This window comes from Pseudomonas moorei, from assembly GCF_042846945.1.
GTDB lineage: Bacteria > Pseudomonadota > Gammaproteobacteria > Pseudomonadales > Pseudomonadaceae > Aquipseudomonas > Aquipseudomonas moorei.
On sequence record NZ_AP035776.1, the window covers coordinates 4,469,359 to 4,494,057 of the forward strand.

At 58.5% G+C, this 24,699-nt stretch carries 21 protein-coding genes and 1 pseudogene; 15 read left to right on the forward strand and 7 right to left on the reverse strand.

Translation table 11 applies throughout. The annotated features are described in order from the left end of the window. Nucleotides 1-106: 106 nt before the first annotated feature. The 3 genes and pseudogenes from ACGJAX_RS21190 to ACGJAX_RS21200 all read left to right on the forward strand — a co-directional run. A complete protein-coding gene (locus tag ACGJAX_RS21190) occupies nucleotides 107-1,123 on the forward strand; it encodes a succinylglutamate desuccinylase/aspartoacylase family protein (protein ID WP_390956010.1) in 1,017 nt (338 codons plus the stop codon). 130 nt (nucleotides 1,124-1,253) lie between these two features. Further along, nucleotides 1,254-1,877, forward strand: coding sequence for an NIPSNAP family protein (locus ACGJAX_RS21195; protein WP_390956011.1), 624 nt, complete (start codon nucleotides 1,254-1,256; stop codon nucleotides 1,875-1,877). Nucleotides 1,878-1,898: 21 nt separating this feature from the next. Then, a pseudogene (locus ACGJAX_RS21200) lies at nucleotides 1,899-2,273 on the forward strand (LLM class flavin-dependent oxidoreductase); the annotation flags it as partial. A gap of 32 nt (nucleotides 2,274-2,305) precedes the next feature. Here ACGJAX_RS21200 and ACGJAX_RS21205 read toward each other — a convergent pair. Continuing rightward, on the reverse strand, nucleotides 2,306-2,863 hold the full coding sequence (locus ACGJAX_RS21205) for a lipocalin family protein (protein WP_390956012.1): 558 nt from the start codon (nucleotides 2,861-2,863) through the stop codon (nucleotides 2,306-2,308). A 153-nt stretch (nucleotides 2,864-3,016) separates the two neighbouring features. On the opposite strand from ACGJAX_RS21205, the gene ACGJAX_RS21210 reads away from it, so the two are divergent. Both ACGJAX_RS21210 and ACGJAX_RS21215 read left to right on the forward strand, forming a co-directional pair. Beyond that, nucleotides 3,017-3,574: a chalcone isomerase family protein gene (locus tag ACGJAX_RS21210; protein WP_390956013.1), complete on the forward strand. Its 558-nt coding sequence runs from the start codon at nucleotides 3,017-3,019 to the stop codon at nucleotides 3,572-3,574. A gap of 24 nt (nucleotides 3,575-3,598) precedes the next feature. Continuing rightward, nucleotides 3,599-4,123 carry a DUF3833 family protein gene (locus ACGJAX_RS21215; protein WP_390956014.1) on the forward strand — a complete coding sequence of 175 codons (525 nt, stop codon included), beginning with the start codon at nucleotides 3,599-3,601 and terminating at the stop codon, nucleotides 4,121-4,123. A gap of 17 nt (nucleotides 4,124-4,140) precedes the next feature. On the opposite strand, the gene ACGJAX_RS21220 is transcribed toward ACGJAX_RS21215, so the two are convergent. Further along, nucleotides 4,141-4,632: a DUF2878 family protein gene (locus tag ACGJAX_RS21220; protein ID WP_390956015.1), complete on the reverse strand. Its 492-nt coding sequence runs from the start codon at nucleotides 4,630-4,632 to the stop codon at nucleotides 4,141-4,143. Between the two features lie 171 nt (nucleotides 4,633-4,803). Beyond that, nucleotides 4,804-5,994 carry a sodium:proton antiporter gene (locus ACGJAX_RS21225; protein WP_248914953.1) on the reverse strand — a complete coding sequence of 397 codons (1,191 nt, stop codon included), beginning with the start codon at nucleotides 5,992-5,994 and terminating at the stop codon, nucleotides 4,804-4,806. Nucleotides 5,995-6,255: 261 nt separating this feature from the next. Between ACGJAX_RS21225 and ACGJAX_RS21230 the strand changes: the two genes are divergently transcribed. Then, the gene (locus tag ACGJAX_RS21230) at nucleotides 6,256-6,927 is read left to right on the forward strand and encodes a MarC family NAAT transporter (RefSeq protein ID WP_247255626.1); all 672 of its coding nucleotides are present in this window, start codon (nucleotides 6,256-6,258) and stop codon (nucleotides 6,925-6,927) included. Nucleotides 6,928-7,076: 149 nt separating this feature from the next. After that, on the forward strand, nucleotides 7,077-10,670 hold the full coding sequence (gene mgtA / locus ACGJAX_RS21235) for a magnesium-translocating P-type ATPase (protein WP_390956016.1): 3,594 nt from the start codon (nucleotides 7,077-7,079) through the stop codon (nucleotides 10,668-10,670). Between the two features lie 88 nt (nucleotides 10,671-10,758). On the opposite strand, the gene ACGJAX_RS21240 is transcribed toward mgtA, so the two are convergent. Further along, complete coding sequence (locus ACGJAX_RS21240; protein ID WP_390956017.1) at nucleotides 10,759-11,916, reverse strand: transporter; 1,158 nt, start codon at nucleotides 11,914-11,916, stop codon at nucleotides 10,759-10,761. 38 nt (nucleotides 11,917-11,954) lie between these two features. Between ACGJAX_RS21240 and ACGJAX_RS21245 the strand changes: the two genes are divergently transcribed. The 7 genes from ACGJAX_RS21245 to ACGJAX_RS21275 all read left to right on the forward strand — a co-directional run bounded on the left by ACGJAX_RS21245 (nucleotide 11,955) and on the right by ACGJAX_RS21275 (nucleotide 19,522). After that, nucleotides 11,955-13,166: an MFS transporter gene (locus ACGJAX_RS21245; protein WP_390959951.1), complete on the forward strand. Its 1,212-nt coding sequence runs from the start codon at nucleotides 11,955-11,957 to the stop codon at nucleotides 13,164-13,166. A 242-nt stretch (nucleotides 13,167-13,408) separates the two neighbouring features. Further along, nucleotides 13,409-14,014 (forward strand): TetR family transcriptional regulator, encoded by a 606-nt coding sequence (locus ACGJAX_RS21250; protein ID WP_390956018.1) that lies wholly within the window; start codon nucleotides 13,409-13,411, stop codon nucleotides 14,012-14,014. A gap of 288 nt (nucleotides 14,015-14,302) precedes the next feature. Beyond that, nucleotides 14,303-14,785 carry a VOC family protein gene (locus tag ACGJAX_RS21255; protein WP_390956019.1) on the forward strand — a complete coding sequence of 161 codons (483 nt, stop codon included), beginning with the start codon at nucleotides 14,303-14,305 and terminating at the stop codon, nucleotides 14,783-14,785. After that, entirely contained in the window at nucleotides 14,782-16,002 is a 1,221-nt protein-coding gene (locus tag ACGJAX_RS21260) for an FAD-dependent monooxygenase (RefSeq protein ID WP_390956020.1), read from the forward strand. The genes ACGJAX_RS21255 and ACGJAX_RS21260 overlap by 4 nt, the downstream gene beginning before the upstream one ends. Before the next feature lie 31 nt (nucleotides 16,003-16,033). Next, nucleotides 16,034-16,396 (forward strand): DUF485 domain-containing protein, encoded by a 363-nt coding sequence (locus ACGJAX_RS21265; RefSeq protein WP_090321882.1) that lies wholly within the window; start codon nucleotides 16,034-16,036, stop codon nucleotides 16,394-16,396. After that, nucleotides 16,393-18,048: a cation/acetate symporter ActP gene (locus tag ACGJAX_RS21270; RefSeq protein ID WP_390956021.1), complete on the forward strand. Its 1,656-nt coding sequence runs from the start codon at nucleotides 16,393-16,395 to the stop codon at nucleotides 18,046-18,048. Before ACGJAX_RS21265 ends, ACGJAX_RS21270 begins: the two co-directional genes overlap by 4 nt. 136 nt (nucleotides 18,049-18,184) lie before the next feature. After that, a complete protein-coding gene (locus tag ACGJAX_RS21275; protein ID WP_090321877.1) occupies nucleotides 18,185-19,522 on the forward strand; it encodes an OprD family porin in 1,338 nt (445 codons plus the stop codon). A 230-nt stretch (nucleotides 19,523-19,752) separates the two neighbouring features. Here ACGJAX_RS21275 and ACGJAX_RS21280 read toward each other — a convergent pair whose 3' ends face one another. The 3 genes from ACGJAX_RS21280 to ACGJAX_RS21290 are packed head-to-tail and all read right to left on the reverse strand — an operon-like array spanning nucleotide 19,753 to nucleotide 23,740. Next, nucleotides 19,753-22,008, reverse strand: a complete 2,256-nt coding sequence (locus tag ACGJAX_RS21280) for a molybdopterin cofactor-binding domain-containing protein (protein ID WP_390956022.1) — start codon at nucleotides 22,006-22,008, stop codon at nucleotides 19,753-19,755. Continuing rightward, complete coding sequence (locus ACGJAX_RS21285) at nucleotides 22,005-22,415, reverse strand: 2Fe-2S iron-sulfur cluster-binding protein (RefSeq protein ID WP_390959953.1); 411 nt, start codon at nucleotides 22,413-22,415, stop codon at nucleotides 22,005-22,007. The genes ACGJAX_RS21280 and ACGJAX_RS21285 overlap by 4 nt, the downstream gene beginning before the upstream one ends. A 59-nt stretch (nucleotides 22,416-22,474) precedes the next feature. Further along, entirely contained in the window at nucleotides 22,475-23,740 is a 1,266-nt protein-coding gene (locus ACGJAX_RS21290) for a c-type cytochrome (protein ID WP_390956023.1), read from the reverse strand. Nucleotides 23,741-24,026: 286 nt separating this feature from the next. On the opposite strand from ACGJAX_RS21290, the gene ACGJAX_RS21295 reads away from it, so the two are divergent. Next, nucleotides 24,027-24,671 carry a DsbA family protein gene (locus ACGJAX_RS21295; protein WP_390956024.1) on the forward strand — a complete coding sequence of 215 codons (645 nt, stop codon included), beginning with the start codon at nucleotides 24,027-24,029 and terminating at the stop codon, nucleotides 24,669-24,671. Nucleotides 24,672-24,699: the final 28 nt, after the last annotated feature.

Below are 24,699 nucleotides of genomic sequence, written 5' to 3' on the forward strand. Positions count from 1 at the left end.
TGGCAGTGGTTCCACGCTGGCGAGCTTAGTTGAACGTGTGTTCAATCTCCAGTCTCGGCGGCGGCAATACCTCGATTTTTCACGCTGATGAGGGGAGGGCAAGCGTATGGTGCAGGATATTTCGTTCAACGTTCGCAACAACAACGGCGAACCGGTGCAGGTCGGTGCCTGGCGTTTCGAGGGCGATGGCCCCGGGCCGAAGGTGCATTTGCAGGCCGGTGTGCATGCCGATGAAATCGCCGGGATGCTGGTCCTGCATCTGTTGATGCAGCGCCTGCGGGTCGCCGAGTCCGAGGGTCGGCTAAAGGGCAGCGTGACCGTGGTGCCGCAGGCCAATCCGCTGGGCATCGGACAGTTTCGCCAGGGGCGGATTCTGGGGCGTTACCACGACGCCACCGGGCATAACTTCAACCGGGGTTTCGACCAGTCGGCGGCGATGGAACGGTCGATGACCAACGTCCAGGAATGGCAAAAAAAACTGGTGCAGCTGGCGGCACCGGCCGACGTGATGCTCGACCTGCACACCGACGACGAAGCGCTGCCCTACGTCTACGTTCATCGCAGCTTCTGGCCCCGTGGTCGCGCATTGGCGGCGGCGATGAAAATGGCCGTGGCGATCATCTGGGACGACGGCGGCGACGGTTCGTTCGAGGAAACCATCATCGCCCCGTGGCTGCGCGAAGGCAGGACCGACGCGCGCATGGCCGCGACCCTGGAGTTGCGAGGGCAGGGCGACGTCAACGATCGATTCGCCGAACAGGATGCCGAGGGCCTGTATGCCTGGCTGTGCGGATACGGCGTCATCGATGAGGCAGTTCCACCCTCTGACTGGCCTGTCGAAGCAGTGGAAATGGGTCACATGGAAACCATTATTGCGCCGCAGCCCGGGGTGCTGATCTTTGAAAAAGAACTGGGCGATATCGTCGAGGAAGGTCAGCGCTTTGCACGGATTCTGCGCCGGCCGGGTGATCCGTCATCGGAAGTGGTGTTGTATGCCGAGCAAACCGGGCGCCTGGTCACCCGCTTTCGCGATCGCTTGATTGCCCAGGGCATGGGGGTGGCCAAGTTTACCGGGAGCCGGGTGTCGCGTAACTGGAGTGGCGGCTTGCTGGACCCGAACTGAGCCTCGCCCTAAAGAAACCACCTGGCCGACTAAGGCATTTCCCGTTCTGCCGAGTGATCGCCCGAATGGTTTGTCCCATGACGTTGCCCTAGGCTGCTGGCTTTCAAGTGGCTGTTGGCCGGGGGACATCATGGTTTTTTTTGAGCTCATCACCTTCACCGTTCGGGTTCGCACCGTCGCGCAAGCTTTGGCGTGTATTAAAACGGCACTGGCCGAACCCGGCGTTGGCGGCACCCTGATGGGGTGTTGGGCGTCGGAAATCGGCCAGTTGAACCAGATCGCCGTGCTGCGCGGGTTTGCCGACGAAAGCCGGCGGCAGGCGGAGCGTGAACGTTTCCTGTTGGATGGCAAGGTATTTGGCACCCACGAATTCATGACCGATCTGCGGATCGAAAACTACAGCCTGTTTCCATTCCTCAAACCCTTGAACCCCGGCCAGCACGGCCCCTTCTACGAAATGCGCGTGTACGACCTGGTCAGCTCTGGGTTGCAGCCGACCCTCGATGGCTGGGTCAAGTCCGTAGAATCACGCACTGCCGAGCAATATTCGCCGGTGTACGCCGCCTTCTATGCCACCGACGGTGCATTGCCGCGATACCTGCACATCTGGCCGTGGACCACGCTGGAACAGCGCCTGCAAGTGCGAACCCAGGCCGTGGCGGACGGCGTCTGGCCACCGGAAAATTCCGGCCCGCAACTGCGCGACATGCGCTCGACGATTTATCTGCCGGCGGCGTTTTCGCCGTTGCAATGACCGGCGGTTTAAGCGGGCCGGGAGGGCATGACCTCCTATGTGATGCACCCCGATGGCCGTGGCAAACCCTTGACGGCCGGCGACGTCAAGCAGCGTTTTGCCAAGGTCACCCGTGGCAGTGACCTCATCCTGGTGGGGACCCCGCAATAGGTGGCCGAGCGCATCGAAGAACACGCGCGCATTTCCGGCACCATTGGCTACATGATCAATCCGCTGATCAGCCCGGGCAGCCTTGAGGATTTTGTCGAACTGGTGATCCCTGAGCTGCAAAAGCGGGGGCTGTACCGTACCCAACCGCAAAGCGGTACTTTCCGCTCGCGGCTGCGGGCCGACGGATCGAGCCATTTGCCAACGTCGGCTTATGGCGCCTCGTTCCGTTTCGAGCAAAGCGCGTAGAGGGCGCTCGATAGTGCTGTGGCTCGGCCCGCTCAGGGCTGGGCCGCTTCTGCCTGGCGCCAGATGAGCTTGTTGGTGTCATACCCCTGTTTGCGGGCCATCTCGAGTAACTGGTCGCGGGTCTCGCTGCTCACGGTGGGGGTACGCGACAGCAGCCAGAGGTATTCGCGATTGGGATGGCCGACCAGCGCAACGCGGTAGGCCGGGTCGTGGTACAGCACCCAGTAGTTGCCTTTGGTCAGGCCCGGCAGCAGACGGCTGAACCAATTATCGAACCGGACCCAAAGCTTGTCGGTACTGCCTGGCTGCTGCGGTTCGGCAATGCCCCGGGCTTCATTCCACTGACCGTCATGCTCCTGGCAGCGGTTGTCGACGTCGATCCGGCCGTCCTCGCGCAGGGCGTAGTGCGCTTCAGAGCGCACGCAGTTGCGTTGGAAGAACATCGGTAGCCTGGCCAGCTCATACCAGGTGCCCTGGTAGCGTTGCAGATCAACCTGCATGGTCGTGGGCGGCTGTTTATCGCCGGAGCCGGCGCACCCGGCCAAGGCCAGGGTCAGGCAAGCGAGCAGCAGGGTCGTACGCGTGGCCATGAAAAACCTCCAGATTTATCGCGCAAAGTCAGAACTTACCTGCGTTAGAGGCGAGTACCCGACAAAAAGTTGTACAAGTTTTACTCCATCTCGGTAAAAAGCTATACAAATAGCTACTCTTGTACAATATTGTGCTGAAGACAGGAGGCTCTGATGAACGTGGTTGAGACAAGACGCACTTTCAAACATCGCCTGACGAAGGCCTGTCTGCTGTTGCTGTTCTTCGCCGTGTCGGCCTCGGCGGACTGGCGGCCCACGGTTCCCGAGGCGCGTCTGGTCGGCCGGGGGGATTTCAGCTGGTTTGGCATGAGCCTCTACACCGCGCGCTTGTGGAGCTCCGAGGCGCCGCCGGCGTGGGGTCAGCCCTTTGCGCTCGAATTGACGTATCGCCGCGCACTTTCAAGGGACACGCTGGTCAAGGCCAGCCTGGATGAAATGCGCCGCCTGGGCGGGGCGAGCCTGGATGACGCCACCCTGCAGCGGTGGTCCGCTGAAATGCGTGAAGCCTTCGTTGATGTTCAGCCCGGCATGCGCATTACCGGGGTCTACCTGCCCGACAAAGGCTGCATGTTCTACGTCGACGACCAGCTTCGCCGGCGAGTGACTGATACCCGATTCGCCCGTGCGTTTTTCGACATCTGGCTCGATCCGCGGGCGCGAGATCCACAGTTGCGCCAGCGCCTGCTGGGGCTGGCCGGCCCTGCTGAATAGGCGCCTTCTGAAGAGGAGATAGACATGCGGCGAATACTGTTACTGATTGGCAGTCTGTTGCTGGCCAGCTGCGGCAATGTCGGCGTGGAGCACTACGCCCAGGAACACCCGAGCCTGGATCTGGCGGCGTTCTTTTCCCGGCCGGTGCAAGCCTGGGGCCTGTACCAGAATCGCTCGGGCGAAGTGGTCAAGCGCTTCCACGTCCAGATCGAAAGCCATAGAGAGGGACAGCGCCTGATCCTCGACGAGCGTTTTGTCTACAGCGATGGCACGCGCCAGCAGCGGGTCTGGACCCTGGAACCGGATGGCCCCATGCGCTGGCGTGGCCGGGCGAGCGACGTGATTGGCGAAGCCTTGGGTGAGGTTGCCGGCAACGCGCTGCGCTGGCGCTATCGCCTTGACCTGCCGGTGGACGGCAAGCATTGGGAGGTGGATTTCGACGACTGGATGTACCTGATGGACGACGACACCCTGATCAATCGGTCGAGCATGAGCAAATTGGGTGTCGAATTGGGGCAGGTGAGTCTGTTCTTCCGTCGCCAGCCGTAGCAGCTGCCATGTGTTTGTCAGCGCGGCGCGGCCAGTCGCAGGGCGAGGGGCAAAGCTGCTGCCCACAGCGGCGCCAGCAGCAGGGCGGTGCCAAGGGTGCCCCAAGGCAAACCGACCCCGGCCAGTGGCGCACCGGCGATGTACGCCAGAGGGCCACCGATCAGGCCGAGGAGTGCACCGTACCACATCGGGTTCCGGGCCCAGGCCAGGCTGTGGCGAAGTCCACTTGCCAGCACCAGCCAGAGCAGTGCCAGCCACAGTGGCAGGGGCGGCCGGTCAAATTCGAAAACCCCCAGCGCGCCTAGGCCGGCATCCATCAACCAACCGGCCACGCCCACACGCAGGAGCGCACGGGCTTCCTCGCCGGGCCGTGGACAAACCGCCACATGGATCACCAAACCGACCGCTGCCAGCAGTAGCAGCCAAGGGTGCCTGGCGCCCAGCACACAGCCCCACCAGCCGGCCTGCATCCATAGCGCGTTGGCGATCAGCCATGCCCGGCCCGACATCAGGCGCTCGGCTGCGATGTGCGGCGCTTAGCAGGGGCTGGGTTCAGCGTTGCGAAAGTCTTGGCGAAAGGGGGCTGGCAGACGGACATGGCAGGTTCCAGGCAACGTTGTACAAATCGGAAAGTCTGTACAGATAAGCCTGAAGCCTAGGGGTAAAGTTGTACAAGTCAATCAAGGCTCGCGACGGGCCAGCCGCGCGACCCATGGATTGGCGCTCAAACCATGCAGGACCACGCTGAGCAAGACCGTACACACCGCGATGGCGCCTACCATGCGACCGGCTTCCAGCGGGTAATCCAGGATCATGATGGCAAAGACGATGGTGGCCAGTCCGCGTGGGCCGAACCAACCGATGAACAGTCGGGTTTCGTAATCGAAGGCCGTGCCTGCCAGGCTGATCAGTACTGGCAGCACGCGAATCACCGTCAGACTCAGCACCGCATAGAGCCAGATGACCGGGGTGAGATTGCCCCAGACCCGAGGGATGACCAGGGCGCCGAACACGATCCAGGTAATGACCGATAGCGGCGTGGCGAATTCTTCGCTGGACTCAAGCAGGCGATGCTTTTGCTCGGAAAACAGACTGCTCGCCAGTAACCCGCCGACGAACGCGGCAATGAACCCGCTGCCACCGAGTGTTTGCGCTGTGGCAAAGCACAGGAGGGCGAGTCCGGGCAGCGTCAGTTGTGACCATATGGGCGATTGCCAATCCTGTTTTGAGGCGTAGCGAAACATCAGCCAGGCAATAAACGTCAGGGCCAGCCCGACGACGGCACCGATCCCCAGTTCCTCAACGAACAATTGCGCGGCCAGTGACAGGGGGGACCGGGTCTGTTCTTCGACCAGCAACGCCAGGAACATCAACAGCACCGGCACGCAGATACCGTCATTCAACCCACTTTCGACGTTCAACCCTTCACGCACGGCGCCGGGAACCTTGGGATTGCTCACCACCGCCTTGCCCAGCGCCGCGTCGGTGGGGGCCAGGAGGGTCGCCATGATTGCCAGTTCCACCGACGGTATCTGCGGAAACAGCCAATGACCGACCAACCAACCACCAATAATCGTCAGCGGCAGCCCGATCATCAGCAAGCGCAACGGCAATCCTTCGTGGGCTTTGAGAACCTTCAGGTCGGCATTGGCGGCATCGCTGAATAAAACAATCGCCAATGTCAGCTCTGCGAGGATCTTCAGGCCGTCCTTGTCGATCCGGGGCGCCAAAACGCCCAGGAACGCCGGGCCGAGAATCAGGCCGACGAGCATGAACATCAGAGGACCATTGAGCAGGCGCGTCTCGATACCCCCGGCAAACAGGCTGTAGAGCAGGAGGAAGGCGGCGAAGAAGGCGAGGTTCTGATACATCGACGGCATGCCTGTGCGGGGACCGGTTTCGGATGTAAACGGTGTTGATCTAAGTTGGATTCGCGCGTGGTTGGGGCATCTGATTTAAATCAAGGTATGGCCAGATTCTCGCCGTCAGTGGTGAAAACCCACATCGCACCTAGACTTGTCTGGCGTTCGAGTGCAGTTGCGAAATGAAGCTTTATAGAAAATGCCGACACGCAGCCGGCTCCGCAATGACGCACCACGAAGTGTCTTCAGTGACTTGCAGGGTGTATAGGGATGAACCATTTATTCGACGCCGTCACACTCGGGTTGCTGGCATTGCTGCCCCTGATCAATCCACCCACCACCGTGGCGCTATTTCTGGCTTTATCCCAGGGGTTCAGTCGTGAAGAAAAAAATCAGCAGGCTTTCCTGACGGCCTTTTACGTGTTCATCATCATGCTGGTGACCTATTACATCGGTGAGTTTGTGATGGGCGTATTCAGTATCTCCATTCCGGGCCTGCGAATTGCCGGGGGTGGAATCCTGGTCGTGATCGGCTCAAGCATGTTGTTTCCAAAACCGCGCGTAGCAACGGCCGGCGATGACGGGGGGAAAAAAACCAGCTTTGCTTTCATCCCTTTGGCCATGCCCAGCACAGCCGGCCCGGGCACTATCGCGATGATCATCAGTGCTTCGGCCACCATTAAAAACAGTACAAACTTTCCACATTGGGTATTGCTGACAGCTCCGCCACTGATATTCCTTGTCACGGCTTTGACACTTTGGGGTTGTTTGCGCGCGTCGGATTTAATCATGAAGCTGACGGGGGAGTCGGGCATCGATGCCATTTCACGTTTGATGGGTTTCATACTGGTGTGCATGGGCGTTCAATTCGCCATCAACGGATCGGTCGAGATCATTCAAATGATCATCAACAATAACGCTCAGATAATACGTACCCCCTAGGTTTGCCCAGCGCTGCAGGTATCCAGGTTTCAGCAGCAATATCCCATCGGACTGAGCCGGTTCGGGCCTGAGGGATTGACATTAATCAAACCAAATAACCACCACAGGCCCAGAATCCAGCAATCCGCCGAATTGCTCAGGGGCCTGGCATGTCTGTTAAATCGCCCATTCCAGACTTTACTCGCGCGCCTGCGCTGGAAGAAGGCCAGCCTTTCAGTCGTCCCGCCCTCTGGCTCACCTGGCTGCTGGGCGCGGCCATGTTTGCGACGGTCGTGGGCGTCGCACTGCAATTCACCGACGTCGAATCCTTCACACGTTTGCTGACGGAGGCAGAGCCACTGTGGCTCATTGCGGCCTTCGGCTTGCAAGCCCTGACCTATATGGCGCAAGGGCAAGTCTTTCGTGTAGTGCTCAAGGCCGGGGCTCAACACCTTTCACTCTGGGATGCGGGCAAGCTCAGCCTGATGAAGCTGTTTGTCGATCAAGCCTTGCCGTCTTCCGGGATCAGCGGGGCCTTTGCGGTTGTCGCCTCGTTCGTGCGTCTCGGGTTTGCCAAACCGGTGGTGCTGGCGTGCCTTGTCCTGGATCTGTCCGGGTACTTCCTGGCCTATGTGCTGTCTGTTGGCGTGGCGCTGCCGGTGGTGATTTTTCAGGGGCATGCCACGGCCGCCGTGGTGACCACCTGCGGGGTGTTTGTGGCGGTCAGTCTGGTGCTGGCGGTTATCACGCCAAGGCTGGCCGGCAATAAACGCCTGGCGACCCATATTCCGGGTCAGCGTTTTTCGATTGTTGCCAAGGGCGTCGCGTTAATCACCGGTGCGGATCGGACGTTGGTACGCAACCACGCGTTGCTCTGGCGCATCACGCTGCTGGAGCTGGCGATCATCGTGCTGGACAGCGCAACGCTGTGGGTGTTGGTGCGCGCGTTGGGCGTCTCGGCTCCGCCCTTGGGGTTGTTTGCCGGCTTCATGCTGGCCAGTGTCCTGCGCAGTATCGGTGTTGTGCCGGGTGGCCTTGGCGCCTTCGAAGCGGCGGCCGTGGTGACGTTGCATTGGGTCGGGGTGAACGTTGCGGTGGCGTTGTCCGCGACATTGTTGTTTCGCGGTTTGACGTTCTGGTTACCGATGTTGCCCGGTCTCTGGCTCGCGCATCGTGAATGGCATTCCAGTGCCACACAGCCCGCGCATGATGTCAGCACGGATTACTGGAGCCCGTCGCTCAGCCAGTTATTCAGCACGTTGCACAGCAAGCCGACGGGGTTGAGCGATGCCCAGGCCAAGGCCCGACTGCGCCGCGCGCCACTTCGAGCCAAGGACCGACCACAGGGATTGGCCAGGCTGGTGCTGGAGCAAATGCGCACACCCCTGGTCCTCATTCTGATTGCCGGCGCACTGGTGGCCGTGGTGGTGGGCGACTGGCTCGACGCGGCGATTGTCGGGTGCATTGTGCTGATCAGCGCGGTGCTGAGCGCCTGGTATGAAAATCGCGCCAGCCACGCGGTGGAGCAGCTGCGCAACAAGATCGCCTTGCGTGCGACGGTCCGTCGGGACGGCAAGACCCTGGAGGTAGCCGCCAGTGAGGTGGTGCCAGGCGACGTCCTGCTACTCAGCGCCGGCAGCCTGATTGCCGCTGACGGCCGTATCGTGCAGGCACTTGATTGTTTCATCTCGGAGAGCTTGCTGACCGGCGAAACCTTTCCGGTCGAAAAGCTTCCGGGTGAGTGTTCCCCCGATGCCACCCTGGGACAGCGCCATAATTGTGTGTTCATGGGCACCTCGGTCCGTAGCGGAACTGCCGTGGTACTTGTGACGCGTTATGCCCAGGACAGCGAGATCGGTCACATTGCCAAGACCTTGTCACTAAGGCCTCCCGAAACCGAATTCGAACGTGGCTTGCGGCATTTTGGTGGCTTGCTGTTGAGGGTGATGCTGGTGATCACCATCGTCGTGTTCGGCATCAACATCTTGCTGCATCGCCCGCCCCTCGACACATTGTTGTTCGCCATCGCCTTGTCCATCGGGCTGTCGCCGGAACTGTTGCCGGCGATTCTCAGCATCACGCTGGCCAAAGGCGCGCAACGCATGGCTGCCAAAGGGGTGATCGTGCGCCACCTCAACGCCATCGAAAACCTCGGGGCCATGGACATTCTGTGTACCGACAAGACCGGTACGCTGACCCGGGGTGTCGTGGTGCTGGACGCTGCGATGGATGTGGAAGGTGTCGCCGCCACTGATGTCTTGCAACTGGCAGTGTTCAATTCCAGTTTGCAGACCGGGATGCGCAACGCCATGGACGATGCCATCAGCCTGGCCGGCAAAGACCTGGCCCCGTGCACTGACGTCATCAAATTCGATGAAGTGCCCTATGACTTTGTCCGCAAACGCCTCAGCGTGGTGGTGGCCAATGCGCCTGAAGCCAGCAGGCTGATGGTGACCAAGGGCGCTCTGGACAACGTACTTGAGGTTTGCACGCACCTGCGCCGTGGTGAACAGGTTGTCACGCTGAACGACGCGGAACGGGCGGCGATCGCAAAACGTTTCGCGGAGTGGAGCGAGCAGGGCTTTCGAGTCCTGGGCCTCGCCACTCGCGCATTGCCCGATCAGCCGCACTACGGTCGGGACGAAGAAAAAGACATGACCTTTCGCGGGTTTCTGTTGTTCTTTGACCCGCCCGAACCCGGGGTCAAGGACACCATCGCCGCCCTGGACGGGTTGGGTGTGAAAGTGAAGATCATCAGCGGCGACAATCATCTGGTCGCCCGCCATGTCGGCCTGGCGGTGGGCCTGCCGGTGGAGCGAATCATCACCGGCGGTGAACTCTCGGCGATGAAAGATGAGGCCTTGATGCACCTGGCGCCACTGACAACCCTGTTCGCCGAGGTCGATCCCAACCAGAAGGAACGCATCATCCGGGCCCTGCAAAAGACCGGGCATGTGGTTGGGTACATGGGGGATGGCATCAATGATGCCCCGGCACTGCAAGTCGCCGATATCGGGATTTCCGTGGACAACGCTGCCGACGTGGCCAAACAGGCTGCCGACTTCGTGTTGCTGGAGCACGATCTGAATGTCCTGCGCGAAGGGATCGAAGAGGGGCGGCATACCTTTGCCAATACCCTCAAATACATATCGATCGTCTCCAGCGCCAACTTCGGCAACATGATCAGCATGGCCCTTGCTTCCCTGGCGCTGCCTTTCCTGCCGCTGCTGGCCAAGCAGATATTGCTCAACAACTTCCTGTCCGACATCCCTTCAATGGGGATTGCCAGCGACAACGTCGACAGGGAATGGCAAAGCACGCCTCACCGGTGGAACATCACGCAGATTCGTAATTTCATGGTGGTGTTCGGGCTGGTCAGCTCGCTGTTCGACATCCTGACGTTCGTGGCCTTGTACCTGATGGCGCAGATGGTTCCCGAAGTATTCCGCAGCGGCTGGTTCGTGGAGTCGTTGCTGACTCAACTGCTGACGATCTTCATCGTGCGCACCTACAAACCGTTTTACCAAAGCCGCCCGGCGAAACTGCTGATCGTCAGTGCATTGGGTATCGGCCTGCTGGCCATAGGACTGCCATACAGCCCGGTAGCCCAATGGTTCGGCCTGGTGCCTTTGCCACTCCCTATCCTGTTGCTGATGCTGACAATCAGTCTGGTGTACATGGTGTCGGCCGAGATCGTGAAGCGGGTTTTTTATCGGCGTCAGCGCCAGGGGATCATCGCGTTTGAGGCCGGTACAACGCGTTGATGGGGGAGGGTGTCTCGGGCCACTGAGGCATTCAGGATGCTATTTGTACTAACGCTATTTCATCAAGGCAGTATCCCAAGCCCCAAGTTCAAAGCCCTCCGCCGAAGCGGTACTGCCAGACGATGCCGATGGCATCGTATTCGCTGCCCGTACGAGTATGTGCGCCATTGCTCGCATTGAGCTTCACCGAATTATTTCGATTCAACGGTAGCGTGAGGGTGAATCCATAGCGTGTGTTTTCCTGAAAGTCATGGTTACCGACGCCATCGATTGAAGTACTCCCCCCCTCAAAGTAGGTCGAATCCAGCGACACCCAGACTCCGTTATCAAAGGCATAGATAAAATGCGCCTGTACCTGGTAGATCGGGTTCTGGGAGAGTGTGCGGTCGCCGAGGTACTCGTTATTGTCGGTGTAATAGGTTCCCGCGGCGGACAGTTCCAGGGTCACCGGCCCCAGACGCTTGGAAATCCCCAATTCGGGCTTGAACGACCAGCGGTTGTTGCCGAGATTCACCAGCTTGTTCGCGTCGTACTGGCCCAGTGGCGCCGTGATCGCCAGGCTGGTGCCGATAATCACATCCTGTTGATAGTTGGGGAATTCAGCCAGGGACATCGCCGGGGCGCCATACAAGTTGACCGAGAAGCGAAATCTTGGATCGATCAATCCCGTCACATCACGTTCCCTGGGTTCACCGGCAAACAGGGCAGAACCCGTCAATCTAGCCTCAGGCACGACGATATCGAACTTCCCGGAGCGGCCCCAGACAGCCAGGGATCTGGCAAAGGCAAACACGACAGTCTTGATATTGAGCTTGGCATCCTGGAGCGGGACGGAGGGGTTGGCCGTCACGTTGCCACGGAGATCGCTATAGCCCATGAGCAGGAAATTGATACCAACCGGCGTATTGGCGTAGGACCTGGGTTCGAGATCCTCTGCGCCCGCAATGGAGGGGACGAGGATGAGCGAAGCGGATGCGAAACGAATCAGCCGAACGACGCAGAGTTGGCGTTTCATCCACATTCGCTCGCTTCCTGTCAGGTCCTGAAGTTCTAAGTATTGTAGTAGCGCATCTGGATTCGACTGGTATTGCTGGTCGCCTTGGCGCTCGGCTGGCTGGTCTTCGTTGATGGCGCCCGCGCCGCTTTTGCGCACTACGCAACAAGACGTTGCGCCATGTCCATATTCTCTCGCTGGGGCGAGCCGCCTACTTTGTGACCTGACAAACATCCAGCGGGTGACCTTCATTGGAAAGTCACTGCTGCCGAATTTCAGGAGTCCATGGCATGAGTGTTTCAGCAAGCGGCACAGCAGCGGCTTTAACAAAAGCTTCAATGACGAGAGGGATGGTTCTGCTTTTTGCGTTTTGTTGTGGGGCCATCGTGGCCAACATCTATTACGCACAACCGATCATCAGCTTGATCGCCCCGGATATCGGCATGTCGAATGGCAGCGCCAGCTTTATCGTATCGCTGACTCAAATTGGTTACGCACTGGGTTTGTTTTTCCTGGTTCCGTTGGCGGACCTCATGGAAAACCGCCGACTGATGATTGCGACGATCGTGGTCACCATCTTCAGCCTGATCGGCGCGGGTTTGGCCAGGCAGCCGAGTGTGTTCCTTGTCGTCTCGGCGCTCATCGGTTTCAGCTCTGTTTCCGTGCAAATGCTGATTCCATTGGCCGCGCATCTGGCGCCGGAAGAGTCTCGCGGCCGAGTGGTGGGCGGGATCATGGGGGGCTTGCTGTTGGGGATCCTGCTTGCGCGGCCGCTGTCGAGCCTGGTTGCTGATCATTTTGGCTGGCGGGCCGTATTTATCGGCGCGGCTGCATTGATGCTCGTCATCTCCATGGTGATCGGCATGACCATGCCCAAATGGCAACCGACCCATCGCGCGTCCTATGGTCAGTTGTTGAAGTCCCTTGGACAATTGTTTTGCCGCGAGCCGGTATTGCGTCAGCGAGCGCTCTATCAAGGGTTGATGTTTGCCGCGTTCAGTTTGTTCTGGACCGCGGTTCCGCTGGTGTTGAGCCGTGAGTTCGGCCTCACGCAAAGTCAGATTGCGATTTTCTCGCTGGTCGGCGCCATCGGTGCAATCGCCGCACCTCTCAGTGGGCGTCTCGCTGATGCAGGACACACTCGACGCGCCTCACAGTTGGCCATGATATTGGGCGCAGTGAGTTTTCTGCCGGCCTTCATCAACCCTTTTTACGGTGTGATTGGCTTGGCTGTTACAGGTATCGCGCTGGATTTTGCCGTGCAGATGAACATGGTGCTTGGACAACGAGCCGTCTACGCCTTGGGCACTGCCAACCGAGGCCGTCTGAATGCGTTGTACATGATCAGCATTTTCATTGGCGGGGCGACCGGCTCCTCGGTGGCCAGCTCGCTTTATGAACACTTTAGCTGGTTGGCGATTGCCGCAGTCGGCAGTGCATTGTCACTGGTGACCTTGATCATCTTCCTGGTGGTGTCCCGTAGAGACGGGCAGAGCCACTGAGTCATCGCGCCGCCTGGACTCCTGCCCGGGAACTGATCTGCTCACGTCCTCAGACGCCGGGTCGGGGTTCATAGCCAGCGCATTCTTTTGTTTTGTATGATGCCTCGACGAAGCTCTAGTGAGGCGTTATGCAAGACTCAAAAAACGTAGACGAGAAAGCGCCGCAAACTTCAGCGGACTCACAGGGCACTGTCAAAGCGACGACTCGGCGCCTTTCGCCAGAGGTCCGGGAAAAGCAGATCGTGCAGAAGGCCATTGAGCACTTTGCGACGTGTGGATTCTCTGGAAGCACCCGTGAGCTGGCGCGACAACTGGACATTACCCAGCCGTTGCTCTATCGCTATTTCCCCAGCAAAGAAGCCTTGATCGACCGTGTTTACGACGAGGTGTATCAGTGGGATGCCTCTTGGGAGACGATGATCAAGGATCGATCGCAACCCCTTCAGGCGCGCCTGGTGCGTTTCTATACCTCATACGCCAACGTGATTCTGCGCCGAGAATGGATTCGCATCTTCGTTTTCGCCGGATTGACCCGTGAAGGCATCAACGATCGCTATCTGGCCAAATTGCGTGAGCGAGTCTTCATTCCTGTTATTGCCGAAATTCGCCATACCCATGGTCTGGCGCCATCCTGTGGTGAAACGATCAATGAAAAGGAGCTCGAACTGATCTGGAGTTTGCATGCCAGCATTTTCTATATCGGCGTGCGCAAGTGGATCTACGATCTGCCGGTGACCGAAGACATTGATGCGCTGATAGAGCAGATGGTCGATGCGTTCCTCAATGGCGGTCCGCATGTATTGGCTCAAGTCGACAACGACGTCGGCGAGACGCCTCGCTTGAATTGATTTTTCGGTTTTCCCGCCTCCTGGCATCTTGCTTCCCCCTTCTTTTTGTCGACCACTCATCACCTGTTTCAGCCTTTGGCCGTACGGGTGGTGGGAGGGCGCGCACCTCGCTATTTCGCCCTGAAACGCCCATTCCCAACGCCTGAAACTCGTCCTGTAGAGACGTCACCACGACGTGTTTAAGGGGCAGTCCTCAAAAAATCCGGTCCTGCGGCTATTTACTTCAATTTCGTCAGGCCTTACTGTTTATCAACCGATAAATAAATACAAAAAAACGTAGGAGGCATCATGCAAGTCCGAAAACTCGCTCATTACTCGATCCGGTCGTTCGACCTGGAGAAGTCCAGCCAATTTTATGAAAGGGTGCTCGGTTTCACCCCCGGCTACCGGCCGCCGTTCGACTTTCCCGGCGTGTGGTTGTACATGGGTGGGGACGAGCAGGATTTTGGTACGGTCCACATTATCGGGATCGATCCCTCCAACCCCGAGGGTCTGCAGAAGTACCTCGGAGACAAGGAAATCCCGCTGAAGGGTACTGGAACCGTGGATCACATTGCGTTTCTGGTAACAGGCCTGGTTGAGTTCTGGGGTGTCCTGGAAGTCGAAGGCATCGCCTGGCGTGATCGCACGGTTCCGAGCCTGGGCCTGCATCAGGTCTTCATCGAAGACCCTTCCGGCGTCACCATCGAACTCAACTTCCCGGCCTCCGAATTTGAAGCCGTCGGTTCCTACGCCGCCCATGCCGCCGGGGCTGTGGAGGTGCAGCCATGACTCATATCTCGGACAAACGTCGCGCTATCGTCGTGGGTGGTTCGCTGGGTGGTCTGTTTGCGGCGAACATGTTGCTTCGCAAGGGTTGGGATGTAGAAGTCTTCGAGCGTGTGCCGGATGAACTGGCCGGGCGTGGCGCTGGGATCGTTACACACCCTGAATTGTTCGAAGCAATGGCCGCAGCGGGCATCCCGCTTGATGCGTCGGTAGGTATCGATGTGCTGTCGCGCGTCACGTTGGACCAGGACGGCGATGTCGTACTCGAGAACGCGCTGCCGCAAACCCTGACGGCATGGGGGAAGATGTACCAGGTGCTTCGCGGCGCGTTTCCAGACTCGCTCTATCGTAGCGGTGGCAGCGTCGTCTCGGTCGAAAGCACAGAGTCCCACGCCAGTGTCACATTGGCTGATGGCACCACTCATCAAGCCGACATCATTATCGCTGCCGATGGATTTCGCTCGACGATTCGCCAGCAGCTTTTGCCTGACTTACACCTGCAATACGCCGGCTATATCGCATGGCGCGGCTTGGTCGACGAAGCTGTTCTTTCCGATTCCGCCCACGCATCGCTCTTCGATAAATTTGCCTTCTGCCTACCTCCGCGCGAACAGATTTTGGGGTATCCGGTTGCCGGACAGTCGAACAGCACCCTTGCAGGAGAGCGTCGGTACAACTTTGTCTGGTACCGCACCAGCGGCGACGATGAGTTGAAGGATCTGCTCCGGGATGAGAGCGGCAAGCAGTTTGAAGGTGGAATTCCTCCGGCACTGATACGCCGTGATGTGCTCGCCAATATGTATAAGTCCGCCGATACGCTACTGGCGCCGCAGTTTGCCGAAGTCGTGAAGAAAGCCACGCAACCGCTGTTCCAGCCGATTTACGACCTGGAAGTACCGAAGATGAATTTCGGACGCATCGCCTTGCTCGGCGACGCTGCATTCGTGGTCCGTCCCCATTGCGGTATGGGTGTCACCAAGGCGGCCGGTGATGCCTTGGCCATCGTCGAAGCACTTGAGCGTCATGCATCCGTTGAAGATGCCCTGGCGGACTATAGCCAACAACGTTGCCGTTTCGGCGCCTCGATCGTTCAGCACGCCAGGCATCTTGGCGCGTATATGCAGGCGCAATTGAAAAGCGAGCAAGAGCGCGAAATGGCTGAGTTGTACCGGACTCCAGAAGCCGTGATGCGCGAAACGGCAGTGCCCGTGAAGTTTTAATTCAGTTACACGTCCTTCGCAGGAGAGAACCATGGAACATGCATATCCGCAAGCCGGTGGCCCGGCCGTGTCCGCTGAACAGCTTGAAGACACTCTTCAAAATCCGATCCTGGAAAACCCACAGTTTCGTGCATTGGTCAAACAGCGACGAATATTCTCGTGGAGCATGACGGCTCTCATGCTGGCGGTATATTTCGGTTTTATTCTTTCGCTGGCCTTTATTCCTTCCCGCCTGGGTACACCGATCACCGAAGGCCAACCCATGACGTGGGGCGTGCCGATTGGTTTCGGAATGCTCGCCTTTACGGTGCTTCTCGTGGCTGTCTACGTATGGCGCACCAACACCTGCTATGACCCCAAAATAAAAACAATCATCAGGAGCTTCAACAAATGAAGCGTCTTCTTATCGCATTCTCGGCCGTCCTTGGTTCGGCAACCGTATACGCGAGCGATGTCCCTGCCGCAGTACCCAAACATAACTCCATTGCCATAGGCATGTTTCTGGCGTTCGTCGTGTTCACTCTATTTGTCACACGATGGGCCGCGCGCAAGAACAATAGCGTTGCCGATCACTATGCCGCAGGGGGGAAAATCACCGGTTTCCAGAATGGTTGGGCCATAGCCGGAGACTACATGTCCGCAGCGTCTTTACTGGGCATCTCCGCGTTGGTGTTTACCAGTGGTTTCGATGGACTGATCTACTCGATCGGCTTTCTCGCCAGTTGGCCGATCATTCTGTTCCTGATCGCGGAGCCTCTGCGCAACCTTGGGCGCTACACCCTGGCGGACGTTCTGTCCTACAGGCTGAAGCAAAGACCCATACGGGCTTTTGCGGCGTCCAGCTCCATCGTGATCGTGTTGCTTTACCTGGTGTCGCAACTGGTTGGCGCCGGCAAACTGGTGGAACTGTTGTTCGGCTTCGATTACACAGCGGCCGTACTGCTCGTCGGTACGCTGATGGTCATCTATGTTTTCTTTGGCGGGATGCTGGCAACGACCTGGATTCAGATCATCAAGGCCGTGTTACTGCTGACCGGCTGCGTCTTCATGGCGTTCATGGTGTTGTCCGAGTTCGGATTCAGCCTGAATCAATTGTTCACTCAAGCCACCCAGGTTCATCCATCCCATGGCGCAATCATGAGCCCCGGAGGTTTGATCACCGACCCGGTATCCGCCATTTCCCTGGGGTTGGCACTGGTCTTCGGTACGGCGGGTCTTCCACACATTCTCATGCGGTTTTTCACCGTCGGTGACGTCAAAGCCGCGCGCCAAAGCATTCTTTATGCCTCCGGTCTTGTCGGCATCGGGTATGCGCTGATTGTGATTATCGGCTTTGGCACCATCGCCCTGGTGGCGAGCAATCCGGCCTATCACGATGCATCCGGTGGAATATTGGGTGGCGTTAACATGGTCGCGATTCACCTTGCCCATAACGTCGGCGGTAATGTCTTCCTCGGATTCATGTGTGCGGTGTCGTTCTCGACGATATTGGCGGTGGTGGCAGGGTTGACCCTGGCGGGCTCGTCAGCGGTTTCTCACGACCTCTATGCCCATGCTTTGCGCCGTGGCACCGCCACCGACCGTGACGAAATGCGCGTCTCTCGTGTGACGACCATCGTACTGGGTGTGTTGTCGATCCTCCTGGCGATTGCGTTTGAAAAGCAAAACATCGCCTTCATTGTGAGCTTAACGTTCTCCATCGCCGCCAGTTCCAACTTTCCGGTGCTGTTGTTATCGATCTACTGGAAAGGCTTGACGACCCGTGGCGCCGTGATTGGCGGATCGCTGGGACTCGTATCGGCCATCATCCTGTGCATTCTGAGTCCGACCGTTTGGGTCAAGATCCTTCATCATCAGCAAGCCTGGTTCCCTTATGAATATCCGGCCCTGTTTTCAATGGCCATCGCATTCATCGGTATTTTCTGGTTTTCCATGACCGATCGCTCCGCCAGTGCCATCAGTGAACGCAATCAATTTGAAAATCAGTTGGTCGACTCTGAACTGGGTACGCCGGCAACATGGAAGTCCCTGCTCAAGGCGGATTGATCCCGGTAGTGGCTGTCTTCATTAAATAACTTCTGAATAACGGCGCTCATGCTGCCTGTGCGGCTGGGGCATGTGCGCCTGAAAAACCGCTGACCCGTGAATACAAAAACAATAACCACAACTTGAGTGCTCATAAATGAAAGGTACTTTGACCCTTGCGGCTGCCCTGTGCGTATTGGCGCAGCAAGCCCATTCGGCTGGTTTCATTGATGATAGTAAGGCAGCGCTTAAATTGCGTAATTACTATATCAACAGCGATTATCGTGATTCCGCTACACCCGCGCAGAAAGCCGCCAATCAAAGTTATCAAGCGGAATGGGGACAGGCTTTCCAGTTGGAATATATCTCCGGATACACCCAAGGGCCTGTAGGCTTCGGTGTCGATGCGTTAGGCATGTTGGGTGTCAAACTCGATTCAAGCACTGGTAAACATGGCAATCCAACGGGTAACAACTTCGGAGGCGTAGTGTTTCCAAGCGACGGCGACCATGCGGTTGACGATTTTTCCAGTTTGGGATTGACCGGGAAAGTGAAGATATCCAGGACCGAGTTGAAGCTAGGCACTCTGGTCCCGAAACTGCCGGTTATCTTCAGCAATGACGGGCGTCTGCTGCCGCAAACCTGGCAAGGGGCCCAGGTGACCTCCGCGGACATCAAGGACCTGACCCTGACAGGAGGGCAAATTGACGGGGTCAAGGGGCGTAACTCCAGCAATAACGAAAACATGTCCATTGCGGGTGCCAACAACCCTGTCACCGGGCGCTTCAGTAATAAATTCCTTTATGCGGGCGGAGATTACAAACTGAGCAAAGATCTGACCTTGCAATATTATTACGGAAACCTTGAAGACTTTTATAAGCAACACTTTCTGGGGCTGACTCATAATTGGGCTATCGGTTCGGGCGTTCTGACCAGTGATCTTCGATATTTCAATAGCCGGGACGATGGTGCAAACGGCCATGACCCTGCGTACTTTACGACAGGCTACTACGGGGGTAATACGATAAAAGGCAAAGTCGACAACAACCTGTTCAGTGGACTATTGACCTATGCCGTTGCCGGTCACACCTTCGGAGCCGGCTATGAGGTCAGCAACGGAAAAAGCGATTTCCCTTATTTAAACCAGGGTGACGGTCCGTCCACTTACACCATCACGGAAATGCAGGTTCAGAAGTTCGTGCACGCGGGCGAGAAGTCCTGGCAAGCACGCTACGCCTATGACTTCGCGACACTGGGCTTGCCCGGTGCGACGGCGGGGGTTGTATACGTTAAAGGTGATGACATCAATACCATCGCGTCCAGCCATTCCAGTGAGTGGGAACGCGATATAACGCTGGCCTATGTCGTGCAATCGGGACCGTTGAAAGGGGTTAGCCTCATGTGGAAAAACGCGATGGTACGAAACAACATTCCGAACACTCGGCAACAGGATGAAAACCGGATCATCATTAATTACCAATTGGCATTGTTTTAAGCGGTATTCGGTAGAGTGGAGTTGGAACTATATTTGGCGGGTTAACTGCCCGCTTAACCGACAGGCAGCGCTTTAAGAAGTGTTGCGTGTACATGCCGTTCTCTTCCAACGGCATGTTTTATAGAAGAGAAACATTTCCCTTGAATGGGGTAGGGCGGTGCGAGTGATCCTCCACCGCTTTTTTTATTCCAAGTGTGCGACAGCCGACCGATTCAGACCGTCAGGACCACTCACGATCCCAACGCATCCTGCCAGCCTCGTCGAGCCAGTGGCAAATCGAGCAAACGCTTGCCGGTGGCATCCTTAATGGCATTACCCAGCGCTGCGGCCATAGGGCCCTGGACGATTTCCGCAGCACCGAGAAATGGCTGGTCCGGCTGATCGAGCATGTGGATCTCGACCTGCTTCGGCACCTCGGAAAAACGCATGATCGGATAGCCACTCCAATCGAAGCTATGCAGGCCACTGGCGTCATAGAGGATTCGTTCATAGAGCGTCCAGCTGGCGGACTGCACGATGCCGCCCTGAATCTGATTGAGCAGCCCATCGGGGCTGACAATCTGACCCACATCGACGGCCGCCACCACCCGATCAATCGTCACTTGCCCGGTCTGGCGCTGCACATGCAACTGCACGGCAATGGCGCAGTAACCCATGATGTTTTTATAGCGGGCGAAGGCGAATCCGATTCCGCTGCCAGGGCCTGTTGCTTTTTGCGGCCAGCGGAACGCACTGGCCACCCGATCCACCACCGCCCGTGCACGTGGATCGCTCAAGTGATTCCGGCGAAATTGCACCGGGTCCACAGCGGCCCGGGCCGCCAGTTCATCCACCGTGCTTTCGATGGCGAACACGTTGATATGGGCACCCAGCGAACGCATGGCCGAGGTCCTGAATGGCATGCTCAGCACAAAATTCAAATCAACCTGCAGATTGGGAATCTCATACAACGGAACCGCGTTACGGTCGCCGTCACCCTCGGGTTGGGCGATCGGAACCGAAGGCGCAGGGGTGAAGGGTTTGGCCAATAGCCACGCCGGCAGCAGGCGCCCGGCATTGACGATGCGTTCGTTGTGCGGAGTGCTCCAGAGCTCGTATTTCCAGTCATGCAGACGGCCGCTGTCGTCCAGTCCCGCTTCGACTTCGGCCAGCATTGCCGAGCTGTAGGGCTCCCAGAGATTTTCCTGTTCGCGCATCCATTGCACCCGTATGGGTTTGCCAGGCAGGGCCATGGCGATCAACGCGGCATCGGCGGCAGCGTCATCGGCGCCGTTGTGACCATAGCAGCCGGAGCCTTCAGCATGGATGCAGCGCACCTGCTGCACGGGCAACCCCAGCATCTCGGCAATACCATTGCGCAGCGGATAAACACCTTGCGTATGGGTCCAGACGGTCAGCGTCCCATCCTTGAACCACGCCACCGCACAAGACGGTCCGATGGAACCGTGCATCAGGTATTGCTTGGTCACCCGTGCCTTGTACCCACGGGACTCAGGTTGCGTGAGGTGACACTTGGCACTCACCGGGTAGCGCCGCGCTGGCAGCTCGGTAAGCAGTTGGTGGATGTGTGTCGAGTCAGGTAACGGATTACCTTCGGTCCAGCGGGCAGCGGCGTAGCCTTCGCGCATGGCCTTGACCGCCAGCCACTCATCGGTGGCGACCACAGCGAGGTAACTGCCGTTGCGGACCAGCTTCACCACACCGGGGAGTTTGTTGAGGGCGGCCTCGTCAATGTCCAGTAGCTGACTGCCGCGCCGGGGAGGACGTATCACGCGGGCATGCAGCATGTCCGGCAGGCGTATGTCCTGCACATAGGCCGCACCTCCGCTGACCTTGGCCGGAATGTCCAGCCGAGGCAATGACTGGCCGATCAGGGTGAAGCTGCTGGCTGGCTTGAAGGGGGAACTGGCCGAGGCGAAGCGATGCAATTGAACCCCGACCACCGCTTGTACGTAGGTCATGCTGCGGCCTTGACCATCGTGGATCACCGCGTCCCGTGTGCTCAGGCTGTCGATGTTGGATTGCCATTGGCGTGCCGCGGATTCGAGTAACAACTGACGCACCTGGGCCGCAGCGTTGAACAGTGCAGTACCGCTGTCGACGATCGTATGGCTGCCGGCGGTGTAACCCTCATTGGGCGTCAGCGCAGTGTCGGCCGTGAGAAAACGAATGAGACCCGGTGACACTTCCAGGCGTTCCGCGGCGATCTGCAGGAGCGCGGTCTTGACGCCAGTGCCCAGCTCCACTTTGCCGGTGTAGACGGTAATGCCGTCTTTCGCATCAATGCGGATCCAGGCGTCCAGATACGGCGTGGCCCGCAGGCTGCCGGGCAAATCAGGCGCCAGGATCGCCGTACCCAAGGTGTCCACTTCGGTGTCGGCGAAGGCTCGCGGGATACCCGGGAGCATGGCGAACCCCATCACCAACGCGCCGTTTATCACGAAGGCGCGGCGGCTCAGATCGACGTTTTGCGTTGAGGACTTCATACCTTGGCTCCCTGCGCGATGACCGATTTGATGGCGGCGAGGATCCGCACATGGGTGCCGCAGCGGCACAGGTTGGGCGCCATGTGGCGACGAATCGTGTCATCGTCCGGATGAGGGTTGGCCTCCAATAGAGCCTGCGCCCGTACGATCATCCCCGCGATGCAATAACCACACTGGGCCGCCTGCTCGTCGATAAAGGCTTTCTGCAACGGCCCCGGTTTGTCGGCACTGCCCAGGCTCTCCACGGTGCGCACGGACTTGCCCTCCAGCGCGCCGCAAGGTGTCAGGCATGAAAACACCGGTCTATCGTTCACTAAAACGGTGCAAGCGCCGCACTGACCCAACCCGCAGCCGTATTTCGTGCCATTGAGTCCTGCCTCGTTGCGCAGGGCATACAGCAGCGGCATGTCTTGCGGGATGTCCAGTTCATGAGTCTTGCCGTTGATGTCGAGTGTGATCACGGTGGCTACTCCTGAGCTCGAATGCTCTTGATTGTCTTGTCGAGGTCCGTCCAGGGTCTGGTCGGGCAGCTCTCGTTGCGCGAGTACTCGGCGATGGCGGCGAGGTGGGTGTCATCCAGACTGTCGGCGAAGCCAGGCATGTAGTGGCTGGAGTCGGAGGTGGACATCGGGATGCCCTTCAGGACGGTCTGGATCAGGTTTCGTGGCGAGTCCGCCGTGACTGCGCTGGTGCTTGCCAGCGCAGGCCTCGATTCAATGGCGCGCATGGGGGCGGCGGCGCCATGGCAACTTGCACAGGCACCGTCGAACAATGACGCGCCCGGCAAAGCCTTGGCAACGGCGTTGGTCACAGGCGGGCAGGGCGGTGACGTCGCGACCGTGGAGGATTGCTTGAGGTCGAGAATATAGTGGGCGATGGCCTGGGCATCTTGTACCGGCAATTGCGCGATGCTCAAGCTGACCGGCAGCATCGGGCCCGCCGCCGCACCGTGATCTTCGGCGACCTTGCCCGTGAGATAGGCGACTAGCTGGGTTTCATTCCAGGGTTTTTTCGCTTCGGCCATCCCGCGCAGGGAGGGGGCGGTCCAGCCGTCGACGATACCGCCGTTGAACAGCTCGCTGCTCTTTTCGCCACCAATCAGATTCAGGGGCGAATGACAGGACGAACAGTGCCCCGCGCCTTCGACCAGATAGCGTCCGCGGTTCCATTGCGCAGACCGGTCGGGAAGCGGTTCCAGCGGATCCCCATGCAGGAACAGCAAGTTCCAGAACGACACCAGCGCACGGAAGTTCATGGGGAAAACCATATGGTTTTCAGGTGCGGTGTATTTGACCGGGTCCACGCTCATCAGGAAGGCGTAGGCATCCGCGATATCGGCATCACTCAACTTTCGGTAATGCACGTAGGGGAAGGCCGGGTAGAGGAAGTGACCGTCGCGGGCGATGCCTTCACGCATGGCTCGTTCAAAGGCCGGCAGCGACCACTTGCCGATACCGGTTTCCGGGTCCGGGGTGATGTTGGTGGTGAAGAGTGTTCCGAAGGGCGTGATCAATGGCAAGCCGCCCGCCATGTAATCGCCTCCTGGTCGAGTGTGGCAGACCGCGCAGTCGCCCGCTTCGACGATGCGCCGGCCTCTGTCCAGGGTGTCGCGTCCGGCACTCTGAGGCTGGCTGACAGCAGCGATTTCCGGCCTCCACATCATCCAGAGCGCGAACCCTGCCCCCACCACGCCAAGCGCCAGAACGGCACCGATGATCGTCTTGCGCTTCATCGCCTTACCTCTCGAACCGAGTGAACGACAGATCTTTCAATCCGCCGCGTGCGATTGGCGTACGGCGACTTTCAGCTCGGTGAGCTTAGACAGGGCGCTTGGGATCGAGTAGTCCATCATGGCGCAACGCTACATTGCGCCGGGCGCAACGGCGGCCATGAGCCGACGCGCAGATCAACCCAGCGTTGCGTGTTGCGAAAAGCAACGTTGCGCGGCAGGTGGATACTCCGGCTGGCGTCGGACGCTTACCTTGGGGGTGTGAAAACATTCAACCACGGAGGCCGTCATGAGTTTGCACTCAACCACTATTCAGGTGACTTACGACTTCATCTGCCCATGGTGCTGGATCGGTGAGGTGAATCTCGAACGCGCACTGGCCGCGTCGGGTTATTCAACTGACCGTCAAATCAGTTTCCTGCCTTACCAATTGAACCCGGACATGCCTGTTCAAGGCGTGGATCGCAAAGCCTATCGTTCGGGCAAATTTGGCAGTTGGGCGCGCAGCCAGGCCATGGACGCGCAGGTCACCCACGCCGGCAAGGCCGTCGGTCTTGGTTTCCATTATGAGCGTGTCGAAACAACCCCCAACACCCTGGCAGCGCATCGCTTGGTATGGCGCGAGCAACAGGCGGGTAAAGACGCTTCATGCCTGGTCAAGGCCATTTTCAAGGCTTACTTCGGCGAGGGGCGGAATATTGGTGACCTCAATGTGTTGGCCGATATCGCTGGCGAAACAGGACTGGACCGGAGGGCCATTGTCGACTTTCTCAACACCGATGAAGGCTCGGCTGAAGTCTTGAAGCTCGAAGCGCAAAGCAAGGCGTCCGGGGTGCGCTCGGTGCCGAGTATCCAGATTGCGGGTGACGTGATCAGCGGCGCGCAACCCAGCGAAATCATGATTCAGATACTGAAACGAAACCAGGCCGCTTGAGCCGCTTGTCCAACCCCGATCCCTACAG